Annotated in this window: 13 protein-coding genes; 4 read left to right on the top strand and 9 right to left on the bottom strand. The window is 57.2% G+C overall.

Going from position 1 to position 12,728, the window contains the following annotated elements; all coding sequences use genetic code 11:
- Nucleotides 1-7: 7 nt before the first annotated feature.
- Nucleotides 8-688 (top strand): SDR family NAD(P)-dependent oxidoreductase, encoded by a 681-nt coding sequence (locus tag DW821_RS03615; RefSeq protein ID WP_118065648.1) that lies wholly within the window; start codon nucleotides 8-10, stop codon nucleotides 686-688.
- A 50-nt stretch (nucleotides 689-738) separates the two neighbouring features.
- Here DW821_RS03615 and DW821_RS03610 read toward each other — a convergent pair whose 3' ends face one another.
- Both DW821_RS03610 and DW821_RS03605 read right to left on the bottom strand, forming a co-directional pair.
- Nucleotides 739-1,464 carry a uracil-DNA glycosylase gene (locus DW821_RS03610; protein WP_118065646.1) on the bottom strand — a complete coding sequence of 242 codons (726 nt, stop codon included), beginning with the start codon at nucleotides 1,462-1,464 and terminating at the stop codon, nucleotides 739-741.
- 88 nt (nucleotides 1,465-1,552) lie between these two features.
- A complete protein-coding gene (locus DW821_RS03605; RefSeq protein ID WP_118065644.1) occupies nucleotides 1,553-2,455 on the bottom strand; it encodes a DMT family transporter in 903 nt (300 codons plus the stop codon).
- Nucleotides 2,456-2,613: 158 nt separating this feature from the next.
- Between DW821_RS03605 and DW821_RS03600 the strand changes: the two genes are divergently transcribed.
- Complete coding sequence (locus tag DW821_RS03600) at nucleotides 2,614-3,480, top strand: LysR family transcriptional regulator (protein ID WP_118065642.1); 867 nt, start codon at nucleotides 2,614-2,616, stop codon at nucleotides 3,478-3,480.
- A 27-nt stretch (nucleotides 3,481-3,507) separates the two neighbouring features.
- Here DW821_RS03600 and DW821_RS03595 read toward each other — a convergent pair whose 3' ends face one another.
- Nucleotides 3,508-4,890: an MATE family efflux transporter gene (locus DW821_RS03595; RefSeq protein WP_118065640.1), complete on the bottom strand. Its 1,383-nt coding sequence runs from the start codon at nucleotides 4,888-4,890 to the stop codon at nucleotides 3,508-3,510.
- A gap of 203 nt (nucleotides 4,891-5,093) precedes the next feature.
- On the opposite strand from DW821_RS03595, the gene DW821_RS03590 reads away from it, so the two are divergent.
- A complete protein-coding gene (locus DW821_RS03590) occupies nucleotides 5,094-5,909 on the top strand; it encodes a putative RNA methyltransferase (protein WP_118065638.1) in 816 nt (271 codons plus the stop codon).
- Nucleotides 5,910-6,037: 128 nt separating this feature from the next.
- Here the strand turns inward: DW821_RS03590 and DW821_RS03585 are convergent, their stop codons facing one another.
- Nucleotides 6,038-6,439, bottom strand: coding sequence for a hypothetical protein (locus DW821_RS03585; RefSeq protein WP_118065636.1), 402 nt, complete (start codon nucleotides 6,437-6,439; stop codon nucleotides 6,038-6,040).
- A gap of 195 nt (nucleotides 6,440-6,634) precedes the next feature.
- Here DW821_RS03585 and DW821_RS03580 point away from each other — a divergent pair, with 195 nt between their 5' ends.
- A complete protein-coding gene (locus DW821_RS03580) occupies nucleotides 6,635-7,570 on the top strand; it encodes a LysR family transcriptional regulator (RefSeq protein ID WP_158567537.1) in 936 nt (311 codons plus the stop codon).
- 184 nt (nucleotides 7,571-7,754) lie between these two features.
- Here DW821_RS03580 and DW821_RS03575 read toward each other — a convergent pair whose 3' ends face one another.
- The 5 genes from DW821_RS03575 to DW821_RS10160 all read right to left on the bottom strand — a co-directional run bounded on the left by DW821_RS03575 (nucleotide 7,755) and on the right by DW821_RS10160 (nucleotide 12,655).
- Nucleotides 7,755-8,153, bottom strand: a complete 399-nt coding sequence (locus DW821_RS03575; protein ID WP_118065632.1) for a hypothetical protein — start codon at nucleotides 8,151-8,153, stop codon at nucleotides 7,755-7,757.
- 60 nt (nucleotides 8,154-8,213) lie between these two features.
- A complete protein-coding gene (locus tag DW821_RS10170; RefSeq protein WP_158567536.1) occupies nucleotides 8,214-8,921 on the bottom strand; it encodes a mechanosensitive ion channel family protein in 708 nt (235 codons plus the stop codon).
- A 23-nt stretch (nucleotides 8,922-8,944) separates the two neighbouring features.
- Nucleotides 8,945-11,296 carry a hypothetical protein gene (locus DW821_RS10165; protein WP_158567535.1) on the bottom strand — a complete coding sequence of 784 codons (2,352 nt, stop codon included), beginning with the start codon at nucleotides 11,294-11,296 and terminating at the stop codon, nucleotides 8,945-8,947.
- Nucleotides 11,297-11,308: 12 nt separating this feature from the next.
- Nucleotides 11,309-12,148 carry a transporter substrate-binding domain-containing protein gene (locus DW821_RS03560; RefSeq protein WP_118065626.1) on the bottom strand — a complete coding sequence of 280 codons (840 nt, stop codon included), beginning with the start codon at nucleotides 12,146-12,148 and terminating at the stop codon, nucleotides 11,309-11,311.
- Between the two features lie 354 nt (nucleotides 12,149-12,502).
- Nucleotides 12,503-12,655: a hypothetical protein gene (locus tag DW821_RS10160; protein WP_158567534.1), complete on the bottom strand. Its 153-nt coding sequence runs from the start codon at nucleotides 12,653-12,655 to the stop codon at nucleotides 12,503-12,505.
- Between the last annotated feature and the right edge of the window lie 73 nt (nucleotides 12,656-12,728).

Below are 12,728 nucleotides of genomic sequence, written 5' to 3'. Positions count from 1 at the left end.
AGCAAGTATGCGGGTTTTGATCACGGGCGCTTCGGGCGGTATCGGAGCCGCGTGCGTGCAGCGCTTTTTGGACGAGGGCCACGAGGTCGTGGGCTTTGATCTGCTGCCGGCGGCGATCGAACACGAGCGCTACCGCCATCTGATCGTTGATGTCCGCGAGCCCGACTCGTTTCCAGGCGACCTTGAACCCCGGGTAATCGTGAACGTTGCCGGTACGCAGGATTCGGCTGACGACATCGCCGCCAACCTGTGTGGAACTATCAACGTGACCGAGCGCTACGCCTTTGTGGGGGAGGGGCTTGCCGCCAAGCCGGCACCGGCTATCAAATCCGTGGTCAATGTGGGGTCGGCGAGCGGGCATACGGGATCGGAGTTTCCCGCCTATGCCGCCAGCAAGGGCGGCGTTATCGCCTACACCAAGAACCTTGCAAACCGGCTGGCACCGCAGGCCATCGCCAACAGCGTGGACCCGGGCGGCGTTATCACGCCGCTCAACCGTTGCGTGATGGAAGACGAACACCTGTGGAACCAGATTATGGAGCTCACACCGCTTAAGCGCTGGGCCACCGCCCAAGAGATCGCCGAGTGGATCTACTTTGTGGGCGTGACCAACCGGTTTATGACCGGGCAGAGCCTGCTGATTGATGGTGGCGAGGCCGGCCGCACACAATTTATTTGGCCCGAATAGGAAACGCGCCCGATGGGAAGCCGTCGGGCGCGTTTTTGATGTATCGATTTTTAGCCGAGGCAAGTCCAGTTGACGGGGGTCGAGCCGTGCTGTTCGAGTAGCCGATTGGCGGCGGAGAAGGGACGCGACCCCATAAAAGCGGGGAGTTCTGCCGTGGCACGGTTGGCCGAAAGCGGCGAGGGGTGCGTAGAGGCCAGGCAGAACTTGCCGGTTGCTTTGCCCGCGCCGGTAGCGGCGAGCTTGCCTTCGACCATCTGCCGGGCAAAGCGGCCCCATGCCAAAAAGACTACCGGCTGGGGCAGCTGACAGCAGCGTTCGATAACGTAGTTGGTGAGCGTGCTCCAGCCCAGTTTGGCGTGCGAGTTGGCGGCATGCTCGCGCACGGTGAGCGTGGTGTTGAGGAGCAGGACGCCCTGGTGTGCCCATGGGGTTAGGTCTCCCGTGGCGGGAATGGGGCAACCCAGATCGGCTTTGAGTTCCTTATAGATGTTGCGCAGGCTCGGCGGCAACTTGGTTTGCGTCGCGGGGACCGAGAACGACAGCCCCATGGCCTGGTTGGGTCCGTGATAGGGGTCCTGACCCAAGATGACAACCTTGACATGGTCGGCCGGCGTGTAGGCGAGGGCATTGAGAATGTCGTCTTGTGCCGGATAGATGGTCTGCTCGGCACGCAAAAGGGCGATGCGCTCGAGCAGCTGGTTCGTAGTGTCACGTACCGGCTGCGGCGCATCGCCCAACCAAGTTGCTATGTTGCGGTCGCGAGTTGCGGTGTCCATGGGGCTCCTTTATGGCAGATGCTCTGTTGGCATCTATTGTAAAGGCGCACCGGTTGCCTTTATGCCATGGCTGTATGAAGAGTGGGGTCTACGAGACGTGCTCGGGCGCTCCTGCCATGCGAGCCTGTCCATGCGCGCGAAGGCGCGGAAGCTCGACGGTTGCCACCATGACGCCGGTGAGGATGAGGGCGGCGCCAAAGAAGGCGATGGAGCTCAGGACCTCGCCGACCAGGAAGAACGAGAAGACGGCAGAGCAGACCGGCTCGAGCGAGAAGGCAAAGCCGGTGGTCTCGGCAGGCACGTGGGGCTGCACGAGCGTCTGGGTGATAAAGCCGTAGGCAGAGCAGATGAGTGCGAGCGCGACGACAACGACGATCTCGCTGGGCGTGCCGGGAAGCGTGAAGCCGCCAAAGGTGAATGCAGCGATGCCCGAGAACAAGCCGCCGAAGCCCAGCTGCCAAACGCCCAGAGCAAGCGGATCGACTTCTTCGACAAAGCGCTTGGCCACGATAATGTGGCTGGCATAGATAAAGGCGGAGAGCAGCATGATGAGCGCGCCCGGGTTCAGGCTGGTGAAGTCGGCGCCCGAGAGCAGCAGCATGCCGCAGGTGACGATAGCCGTGCCGACGAGCACCTTGCGCTCGGGGGCGCGACGCAGCAGGGCGGCGTTGGCAAACGGCACGATCACGACCGTCAGGCTCTGCAAAAAGCCGGCAGCGGAAGCAGAGGTGAGGCTGGAGCCCAGGCACATGCAGGTGAGCTCGGTTGCCATGATGGCGCCGATGATAGCGGCGCGGACCATAAGGTCGCGATTGATGCGGAAAGCGCGCTTGTGGAAGAGCAGCAGGCAGGCCGCAAAGGCGATGATGCAGCGCAGCGCAACGATGCTCGTGGCGTTCATGCTGTCCATGCCGATCTTCATGAGGGGATACGAAAAGCCCCATGCGACGGGAACGGAAAATGAGAGCGCGATTGCTTTTTTGCGATCCATGGGGCTCCTTTTGTTACAGAACGGTTTCGTAAAAAGGATTCTGCTCTCAGATGTGGATGTAGTAAAGCGAATGTATCTTCAGTATGATTAAGAAATGCTAATGTTGGCAGAAAAAGCCCCGGCAAAACGTTTTACGGCTACATCGATGGGGAGGCACGATGGCATCGCGGTATCAGATTGTGTGTATGGTGGTCGATTGCGGCAGCCTGAAACGCGCGGCGGACGAGCTTGGCTATACGCAAAGTGCGGTGAGCCAGGCCGTCAAGGCGCTCGAGCGCGAGTTAGGCACCACGCTTATCGAGCGCGGCAAGCAGGGCGTTTCGCTTACGCGCGACGGCAAGCAGTATCTGCCGTACCTGCGCCAGATCGTGACCGCCGAGGCCGAGCTCGAGGGCAAGCGCCAGGAGCTGCTGGGACTTTCCTCGACTGATATTCGTATTGCGACGTTTACCAACGTGAGTCGAACCGTGTTGCCGCGCGTGATCCGCGACTTTGGGGCCCTGCACCCGGGCGTACACTTTACCCTCAAGCAGGGCGATTACACGCGCAACGCCCAGTGGGTGCACGATGGCGTGGTTGATTTTTGTTTTACGGCACGCGGATTTACCGCTGGGCTCGAGAAGCGTGTGGTCTATCACGACGAGTTGGTGGCATTGTTGCCGGCGGCGCATCCGCTGACGGCAAAGGAAAAGGTGACACTCGCCGACCTAGCGTCCGAGCCGTTTGTGCTGCTGGATGAAGGCGAACAGAGCCTGGTACTCGATGCATTCGCGGCGCATGGGCTGTCGCCGCACGTGACGAGCGAGGTGACCGACGACTACACCATCATGGCGATGGTGGAGGAAGGCCTGGGCGTGAGTATGCTTTATCGCCGTACTGTGGAGGGCATGCGAGCCGATATTCGCGTACGTCCCATCGTGCATGCCCCCTCGCGCGACGTAGTGGCGGCCTGGCGCAGCTGGGACACGATGCCTATCGCCACCAGGCGCTTTATCGACTACATGAGCTCGCATATTGTCAATTAATGACTGGCGTGGCGTTGAATGCGGTGTTTAGCGGGCTGTCGTTTTGGTTTGGGCGGCGCGATAGGTGCGTGCCGGGTGGCAGAGTAATACCGCCACGACCATAAAGAACGCCGTGGTGCCCAGGCTGATGGGGTAGACCATCATGATGTTCGCAAAGGTGCGGAAGTGTGGGAACACGCAGAACACCCAGTAGAAGCGAATGCCGCAGACACAGATCATGGTGATGAGGGCGGGCATGAGCGAGATGCCAAATCCGCGCAGGTAGCCGGACATGTTTTCGTAGAACATGCTAAAGGCGTACGCCGGGAAGATCGAACACACGCGGATATAGCCGATCGAGACGATGTTGGGATCGCTGTTAAAGAGCGATAAGATCTCGCGCCCCAGGCCGACAATAACGATAATCGTGGTGAGTGCAACGATACCGCCTTCGACCAGGCAGACCTTGAGCGTCTTGGTACAGCGGTCGATCTGGCGGGCACCGTGGTTTTGTCCCACAAAGGTGGTGCAAGCCTGACTAAAGCTGTTGAGCAGGTTGTAGCACACGTACTCCAGACTCATGGCGGCGCTCGATGCCGCCATGACCTCGGTGCCCAGGCTGTTGATGGCAGACTGGATGATGATGTTGGCGACGGCAAAGACGGCGCTTTGGATGCCGGCAGGCAGGCCGATTTTGACGATGCGCTTGAGGGCGACGGGGTCGATAGCCAGGTCGCGCGGGGTGACGCGGACGACGGAGTCGGTCTTGAGCAGGCGGATAAAGAGCGTAGCGGCGCTGACGGTGTAGGCGATGGCGGTGGCAATGGCGACGCCCGCGACGCCCCAGTGGAGTACGGGGACAAAGATGAGGTCCAGGCCAATGTTGAGGACGGTGGACACGGCAAGCGCCTGCAGCGGCATGCGGGTGATGCCGACGGAGCGGAAGATCGCGGCCTCAAAGTTGTAGAGCAAGATTGAGGGCAGGCTGAGCAAAAAGACGCGCAGGTAGAGCGAGGCGAGCGGCATGGTTTCGGCGGGAACGTTGAGCGCGGCGAGCATGGGCTCGGCAAAGATCTCGCCCAGAGCGATGACGACAAAGCCCACGAGCGCCATTAAAATCGAGGTATGGACGGCGCGTTTGACCATGTTCTGATCGTTGCGGCCGATAGCGTTGGCGATGACCACGTTGGAGCCAAGCGACATGCCAATAAACAGGTTGAGCATAAGACTGGTAAGCGGAACATTGGAGCCGACCGCCGCCATGGCGAGGGTTCCCTGGTCGCCCGAGAAATTACCGATGATGACCGTGGCGATGAGGTTCGATAGCTGCTCCAAGATGCTCGTGGCGGCCACGGGGAAGGCGAACAGGGGAATATTTCGCCACAGCGAGCCGGTGATCATGTCAATGTGCTTAGATGCGGTATCAGCCATACGCTCTCAATCTCTAATATGCTCTTTCGTGCTTATTTGCGCAGATGATGATACTCCTAATGCAACCAGCCGACACTTAGGGACGTTCCTTTTCTGTCGGCAGCTGGGGACACTCCTTAGTCATTCAAGAACGTCCCCAATGACTAGGTGGGGAAGGCGTGCGACAATGGTGGGCGTTGTGTTGTTCGCGCTAAGGAGTTGCCATGTTGTTGTGTCCCGTTTGCCATGAGCCGCTGGTGGATGACGAACACGGTGCTGCATGCGCGGGCGGGCACCGGTTTGACCGTGCGCGAGAGGGCTATCTATATCTACTGCGCTCGTCCAAGAGCGGTGACTCCATGGGCGATCCCAAGTCGCAGGCGCGCAGCCGTCGCGACTTTCTGAACCGTGGATACTATGCGCCGCTGCGCGATGCGATGGTCGAGCTGGTGCGCGAGCGGGTGTCTGGGCACGCCGCGTTCACGAACGGCCCCATGACCTTGCTCGATATTTGCTGTGGCGAGGGCTATTACACCAGCGCCATGGGCGCGGTGCCGGGCGTGGATGCTTACGGTTTCGACCTGGGCAAAGAGATGGTGCGCCTTGCCGCCAAGCGCGGCGATGCGACCTACTTCGTGGCCAACATGAAGGACATCCCCGTGGCCGATGGCGCCTTCGATATGGTGACCGAGCTCTTCGCTCCCTTTAACGAGCGTGAGTTTGCCCGCGTGCTGGCGCCAGAGGGCTCGCTCTATACCGTGGTGCCGGGTGCCCGTCATCTCTTTGGGCTTAAAGAGGTGCTCTACGACACACCGTACCTTAACGATGAGAAGCTGCCGAAGACCACCGAGCTCGAGTTGGTTGGAACGCAGCGGGTGTCTGCGAACATTACGCTCCAGACCCAGGCTGACATCGAGGCGGTGTTCCAGATGACGCCGTACTACTACCGCACGCGCCCTGCCGACAAAGAGCGCCTGGCAAACTTGGACACCCTTCAAACCGATATTGACTTCATCATCGCCGAGTACCGCCACAGCTAACAACCTGCCAAATAGGGACAGGTTTATTTTGGTAGGTTTTATCTGGGCAAACGTAAAGGGCCGACCGCGGAGATGCGCGATCGGCCCTTTTTAGTCGCTTGGCTGCAGAGGTTATGAGAAGCGAGCGCTTATAGGCGGTCCTTGTTCTCGGCCTTAACGGCGTGTGCCTGCTGAACAAAGAACAGGTCGTACACCACGATGACAAAGGCGCCAAAGTTGATGGCGTCGCCGCCAAACGCGGGAAGCGTGAGCACCGCTTGGGCAAGCGTGGCGACCGCGGCAACAATACCGAGCTTAAACGCGCCGTCCACCTGCGAAGGCTTGTTGGCGCCCTTGATACCGGCGACGCCTGCGGCAAGGTCGACGAGACCCTTGGCGATAAGCACGACCGCTGCGAGCGTGGCGTACGAACCGTACGTGGAATCGAGACCGCCCGTGGCGATACCGACGCCGGCGGTGACGAGGCTGGCGATGCCCAAAACAAAGTAAATGAGGGCAAGGACTTTGAGTGTCTTGCGAGTGTAGCTCATGGCTGGTCCTTTCGAAGTGGACATGACGTATTTGATGCGCACGCAAAACGCATGTCGCGAAGCATATTGTAATTCAACAAGGCGCTGCATACGTTCATCCAATAGTTGAACGCTCCGTTCGCGACGGGCTGGCACTTGCGTTGTGCTAGGTTTTTGTTTAACTGGATCATACTGTGCATTTATTTGAGGTGAATGGTGAATATCAAGCAGGTCGGCTATTTTGTCGCCGTATTTGAGACGAAGAGTTTTACCGCCGCGGCACACCAGCGCAACGTGACCGTCCAGGCCATTTCCAAGTCAATTAGCGAGCTCGAGCAGTTGTTTAACGTTCAGTTTTTTGAGCGTGGAAATAGTGGCGTAAAGCCGACTCGGGCCGCCTGTAGCTTTTATGCCAAGGCTCGCAACGCCGTCGAGGCGTATCGTGAGGTTGAAAACTTTGATCCGTTTGGATGCGACCTGACCGTCCCGTCGGCCTCTGGGGCGCAAGCGATGCCGGAACTCTCGATTGGCCTGTGCGTTCCCGCACTCGATAACGACGATAAGCTATATAAGGGGTTGTCTGCGCTTATCATGCGTGGTGCCCGCGTGCGCGTGAAGTTTTGTACCGTGCATCCCGGGATCGCTCAGCAGGAGCTCGAGCAGGGCGACCTCGACGCCTTGCTTACGGTGGGCACATATGACAATACCAATGATGATTGCGAGCAGCTGGGAACCCTGCCCACGGGTATTGTCGTCGCCGCCGGCCATCCGTTCGCTAAGAGGCCTTTTGTGACTGTGGCTGATTTGAGCTCATATCCGGCAGGGCAGTCGGCTGCGTTTGATAACTTTAATAATTCGATTTTTTGGCAGTACGAAAGCCGCGGTGTCCTTGGTGAGACGCGCATTATCGATGGCCCCGCTCAATTTGGGTCGTTTTTGGTGGCAGAGCACGGCTTTTTCTTAAATGCGATTCTTCCCGTTCCCGGTCAGATTGCTAGCGGGTTTGAGGTTGTCCCCATTGCGGGTAAAGGGGCCCTGACAGTTCCGGTGTGCCTAGTTTCCCTTAAAGATGAAAAACCCCAAGCTTATCATGTCGTAGAAAACTACTTGATTCGCATGGTGGGTTGCGCCAACGGGTCCGCCGCTCGCTAGCACATCCGTCGATGCGCTCGCCGCTGTCGGCTTTGCTGCCTGACGACATACTGTCGATTGTGCCGTGTGTCGCAATCGAATGAACGCAAAGGCCATTCATAGCAGACCGCCCTCCGTTTCTCGTCTGTCTGAGAAACGGAGGGCGGTTTTTATGCGTGGCGCTTTGTACAGTTGAGCCCGATGCCTAGCTCAGGCGCTCCTGGCTTTCCTTTTTAACGCGGTTGGCGAAAACGAAGTACACGGCACTTACGACCACGGCGGTGACATCGGTGGCGCTGGTGCCGACTCCGCCCAAGAAGGGCTCGGAGAGCAGCAGGCTCACAACGGCGCATGCTAGGCAAATGATAGCCCAGACCCAAACGATGCCAATCTTGCTGGGGTTATTTGAGGCACGGATGCCCAACACGGCGGCGATGATTTCGACGATGCCCATCACGATGACGACAACGCTGTAAACCGAGAGGTCGCCGCTGGCGTCGCCCGAAGCCGACGTGAGCGCCAACGCGCCTGCAGCGATGCTGAAAACACCTCCCAATAAATAGACGATGGACATGACCTTTAGGACTTTACGGTTGTTGCTCATGTTCAGTTCCTTTCCCTTGAGCCGTTATGGCACCGTGCACGTATTGCCTGGCGCCATGAATTACTGATTGAGGGGTTCGTTGCCCAGATCTTGCGAGGCGAGTTCCTGTTCTTCGTTAAACTCGTCCGCTTCGGCGAGTTCCTCGGCGGTAGCTGCCTTTGGAGCGGACTCAACGGCATCGCAATGATCGAAAACGAGTTGATAGGGGGCGATGTCACGGCGGGACAGCATAAGCTTTACCTCGCGGCGCAAAGAGCGCATGACGCTGCCGCGGTCTGTCTCCTTGCAGGTGGCGACAACGCGAATGGTCATAGCGGTGCTGCTAAGGTCGACCACGCCCTTGTAGAAGGGGCCTTCGATAATGGCGGGAACGCGGTCATGCACGCTTTTGAGCTCGTCTTTAAGCACCTTTTCGACATAGGGTAGAGATTCCCCCACCGGTATGGTGATGTCTATGCTGGCGTAAGAATTAAGTTTGGTCATGTTGGTGACATTCGAAATCGAGCTATTGCGCAGCAGTAGAACATTGCCGTTGCCGTCATTGATCTTTGTGGTTCGCACGCCAATTTCCATAACGGTGCCGGTATTGCCGCCAACCGAGATGACGTCTCCAACGCGGAACTCGCCTTCAAAGATAATAAAGAGCCCGCACAAGATATCCGTGATGAGGTCTTTGGCTCCAAAGGAGACCGCGAGTGTAATGATGCCTGCCGAGGCCAAAAGCGTTGCGGTGTCGACACCCAAAACGCCTAGGCACCAATAGAGCATGGCGATGAGGGTTCCGTATTTTGTCAGGCTCGAGAGAAGTCGGCATATCGTCTCGCCGCGCGCGCCAAGCACGTTGGACAACATGCGAAGAAGCGACTGTGCGATTGCGCACACTGTGAGCGCCACACAGGCGTACATGATTGAAGCGGTGAGCGCGAATATGTTGAGACCGTGCTGCCAGTCGTTACCCAGTATGTAGGTGAATACCGAACGCGGGCCAAATAGAGTGTCTTTAAACAAGACGGCCAAAAAGACGATAAACACTCCGATACCGGTAAACCATCTAAGGACCGTGCCGAGTTTTTGCTCGGGGGTTTTGTCTTCCCATTTAAGGGAATGTTGAGCCATCGGCCAATGGCACTTTCGCTGTGCTTGATACGGCCGTCGGATGTCGTGACTGTGATGTTGTGCCGTCTTGCCGTGAAATCGTTTTCGCGCTTCGAACGTTTTTCTTCGACTCTTATAGTGTCGAGCGTCAGCAGAGGGTAGATGAGGACAAAGCATATAGCGGCGATGATTCCGGTTGCGATGGTGAGCGGAACGCGCTGGTGCATAAAAGAGTCTTCGGGTGCCGCGACGTAAACGTAGTAGTCGTCAGTCTCTAGGCAGGAGGCGTAGAGTTTCTGGTTGTCGATGTAAATGAAATCGCTAAAGCCGTCTGCAAGGTGCTCGTCAGCCAGTCCTATTTCGGACGCCTTTTTCCCCATAAGAAGATTGTTGGGATGATATGCAACGGTGCCGTCTTTTTTCTCGATTGCAAAGGCGAAGCCTCCGGCGCCCGCCTTGATGCCGTCGAGCACCACGCCGATCTTGGTGCTCTTGAGCATTTCTTCTAAGCGCATAGGGCGCACGGCAATCTGAGCGATTCCGTCTGCAATGCCATCTTGATCGTAGAGTGCGACGCCGATGTACTGATATGTCTCGCCAGTGGTTCTGTTGATAGAGAGGGGCTGTATATACTCATCCTTGCCGCCCAAAAGCGAGCGGAACTCGTAGGAGGAGTCGCCGTACTTGGTCGAAAGACTATAGGATCGTTGTGACGTGCTCGAGCTCGTCATATTGCCGTCGCCGTCGTAGAGGTAAATTGACTCGACGCCAAGCGTTTCTGCCAAGCTGTGCAGATCGGCTCGCGTGGCGAGCTCTGGATTGTGCTCAACGATGTAGGCGATAATATGGCAGGTAGTGGCGTAGTGGTCACTATATTGCCTCGTAAGTTCATCCTCGCGCATTGCATTGTTTTTGAGCGTTTGATCAATCTGCTCTACGCGCTCTCGATTGACCGTCGCTTGGCTCGAAAGGGCAAAGAGCGTTTGCATATAGAAGGTTACCGCCAGGAGCAAGACGAGTCCTGCAACGGACAAGGCTGTTGCGCGCCTGCCCACGGCGGGGTTAAACCTAAGGTTGCGACCGATCTTGACGTATTCGTGATCGCTTTGGTCGCTATGCTCGTCATCCGCAAGGACAAACAGGTCATAGAGCGCCACGGCGGCGACGATTGCGATGAAGGCAAAGAGGATGACGCCCACGGTGATGTTGCGTGCGGTGGCGGTGTCGCTTTCGGGAATGGCGAGAATGTAATAGGTGTCATCGACCAACTTGACGCGACAGTACAGGCTTGTGTTCTTGACGGAAGTGAAGAATGTTTTGCCGTCCTCAAGATTGCTAATATCGATGCCGTTGTCGAGTGCATCGGTACCTATCATGTTCTGGTCGGGATGGTAGGTGATCAGATGCGTTTTTGCCGATACGGCGAGGACAAATCCGTGGCTGCCGAGTGAGATGTTCTTGAGCATGCTCTCGGTCGATCCGGTGTCCTTGACAAGGGCGTGCAGCTCTTGGGGATTTTGTTCTACGATGGCCATGGTGTCGTCATCGATTTTGGCGGCATAGTATCGCATGAGCCAGTCTTGATCGGGAAGATCGACCTCAACCGGATCGGAGGGCTTGCCGGTCTCGAAGCACTGACGTAGCTGGTTGAAGCGGGCGCGGCTAAAATCGGCTTTGGTGTCAGCTGCCTTGGCGATGATAGAGCCGTCGCGTCGGGCGACGAGAACGTTATCGACCTTGAGCAGGTCCTTGAGTTCGGCCATTTTGACATCGGTCGCTTCGTAACCGGCATCGTTAGCCGCCATAAATGCGATGCTTGCGGCGCGCGTGCGATACAGGTCATCAAATGTTTGGGTGTTGTCTTTCGTTTCCGCCCGAGCCGTTTTAACGAGATCGGGGAGTTCGGCGGCAACGCGATCAAATTCCAGAGCGTATTCCTCTTGCGATAGACGCGTTTGCATCGAGGCGAGTAGGAGTCCCATCGCCAATGCGCAGACGGTTACGGCAACGGCAAGCGCCACAGACTTCTTTTTTAATCGCTTGGACATGGGTAGGCTCCCTTAGTTCCATTTATTGATGAGCTTATCGACTGTTTTGTCTTTGAGCATTGAGCGCACTTCGGCGGCAATCTTAGGCGAAAGCTCAGAGCCCTTCTTCGTTGCGACGGCATAACGCTGTGGGTTGATGCCAAAATCGGGCAGGACGGTGCGCTCGCCATCGAGATAGGTTTTGGCAATTGCGCCGTCCGTCGCCATGGCGTCGACGTCGCCGGCTTCCAATGCTTGGGAAAGCTCGGCGTAGCTCGCGTATTGGCTTAGATGCCATGTGTCGTAGTCGATGCTGCCGCTCTCGGCATCCTGTTGCCGGGGTATGCCGTCCGAAAGCCCCAGTTCCAAAAACTTCGCGGCAAGTTGAGGTGCGGCGTTCGTTCCGGCTACCGTGCCAATTGTTCCGCCTTCAAGCTGGGAAAAGGATTGAATGAGCGATGTGTTTTCGACAACAAGAATTACCGAATCGGTGTAATAGGCGGGAGAGAAGTCAAACAGCTTTTTGCGTTCGTCGCTTATCGAGTAGCAAGCAATCAGACAATCGACTTTTCCCGACGAGAGCATTTCTTCGCGCGTCTCGGGCGTTACGGTTATAAACGAACAGTCTCCATAACCGAGACGGTTTGCCAGCTCGTTGGCGAGGTCGATTTCGAATCCGTAGTACTTGCCGTTGTTGGGGTTACGTTCGCTAAACCCGACGATATCCGAGCGGACGCCTACACTCAGCTTGCCCTTGCCAGGCATGCCGGAATTGCCGTTTGAGCAGGCTGGTAGCAACATGGCTGCAAGTGCGGCTCCGGTTGCCGAGATTGCCAGCCGGCAGGCATTTCGGCGTGTGACTGAATGGTCCATTTGCATTCCTCACGACGATTGTTCAGTTCTTTAATGATATGGACGGGTAACTGTGGAATAGTCGTGAAGCGGCAGGTAAACAAAGGGTTGAGGCGGAGGATAAAATCTGTCGGCATCGGGCACTTTATTGCTAAATAGATGTCAGCATGCTGCGATGGACGTTAGGTCCTGGACACCCTTCAGACCGATACCGACTTCATCATCGCCGAGTACCGCCACAGCTAACAACCTGCCAAAAAGGGACAGGTTTGTTTTGGCAGGTTTTATCTGGGCAAACGTAAAGGGCCGATCGCGCAGTAACGCGATCGGCCCTTTTTAGTTGCTTGATTGCAGGGGGCTGTGGGAGATGGGTGCCTACAGGCGATCCTTGTTCTCGGCCTTAACGGCGTGAGCCTGCTGAACAAAGAACGGCTCGTACACCACGATGACAAAGGTACCGGTGTTAACGACGCTGCCGCCGAGAGCGGGAAGGGTAAGCATGCGCCTGAAAGCGCTTGGGGCCTGCACAGCCAACCTTTCAAAAAGGAAAGCTGGGCGTAAGTCAAATCGATGGCAGCTCATGTGCGGCGCTGCGATGATG

The organism is Collinsella sp. AM33-4BH, from assembly GCF_003469205.1.
GTDB lineage: Bacteria > Actinomycetota > Coriobacteriia > Coriobacteriales > Coriobacteriaceae > Collinsella.
The sequence above is the reverse complement of the archived record's forward strand: the minus strand, read 5'-3'. Positions and strand labels throughout refer to the sequence as shown.

What these genes read in the sequence shown, in the direction of transcription:
- DW821_RS03600 (WP_118065642.1), top strand. Translation starts at nt 2,614, where the DNA reads ATGGCATCGCGGTATCAGATTGTGTGTATGGTGGTCGATTGCGGCAGC.
- DW821_RS03560 (WP_118065626.1), bottom strand. Translation starts at nt 12,148, where the DNA reads ATGGACCATTCAGTCACACGCCGAAATGCCTGCCGGCTGGCAATCTCG.
- DW821_RS03575 (WP_118065632.1), bottom strand. Translation starts at nt 8,153, where the DNA reads ATGAGCAACAACCGTAAAGTCCTAAAGGTCATGTCCATCGTCTATTTA.
- DW821_RS03595 (WP_118065640.1), bottom strand. Translation starts at nt 4,890, where the DNA reads ATGGCTGATACCGCATCTAAGCACATTGACATGATCACCGGCTCGCTG.
- DW821_RS03610 (WP_118065646.1), bottom strand. Translation starts at nt 1,464, where the DNA reads ATGGACACCGCAACTCGCGACCGCAACATAGCAACTTGGTTGGGCGAT.
- DW821_RS03615 (WP_118065648.1), top strand. Translation starts at nt 8, where the DNA reads ATGCGGGTTTTGATCACGGGCGCTTCGGGCGGTATCGGAGCCGCGTGC.
- DW821_RS03605 (WP_118065644.1), bottom strand. Translation starts at nt 2,455, where the DNA reads ATGGATCGCAAAAAAGCAATCGCGCTCTCATTTTCCGTTCCCGTCGCA.
- DW821_RS10170 (WP_158567536.1), bottom strand. Translation starts at nt 8,921, where the DNA reads ATGCTCTATTGGTGCCTAGGCGTTTTGGGTGTCGACACCGCAACGCTT.
- DW821_RS10165 (WP_158567535.1), bottom strand. Translation starts at nt 11,296, where the DNA reads ATGTCCAAGCGATTAAAAAAGAAGTCTGTGGCGCTTGCCGTTGCCGTA.
- DW821_RS03590 (WP_118065638.1), top strand. Translation starts at nt 5,094, where the DNA reads ATGTTGTTGTGTCCCGTTTGCCATGAGCCGCTGGTGGATGACGAACAC.
- DW821_RS03585 (WP_118065636.1), bottom strand. Translation starts at nt 6,439, where the DNA reads ATGAGCTACACTCGCAAGACACTCAAAGTCCTTGCCCTCATTTACTTT.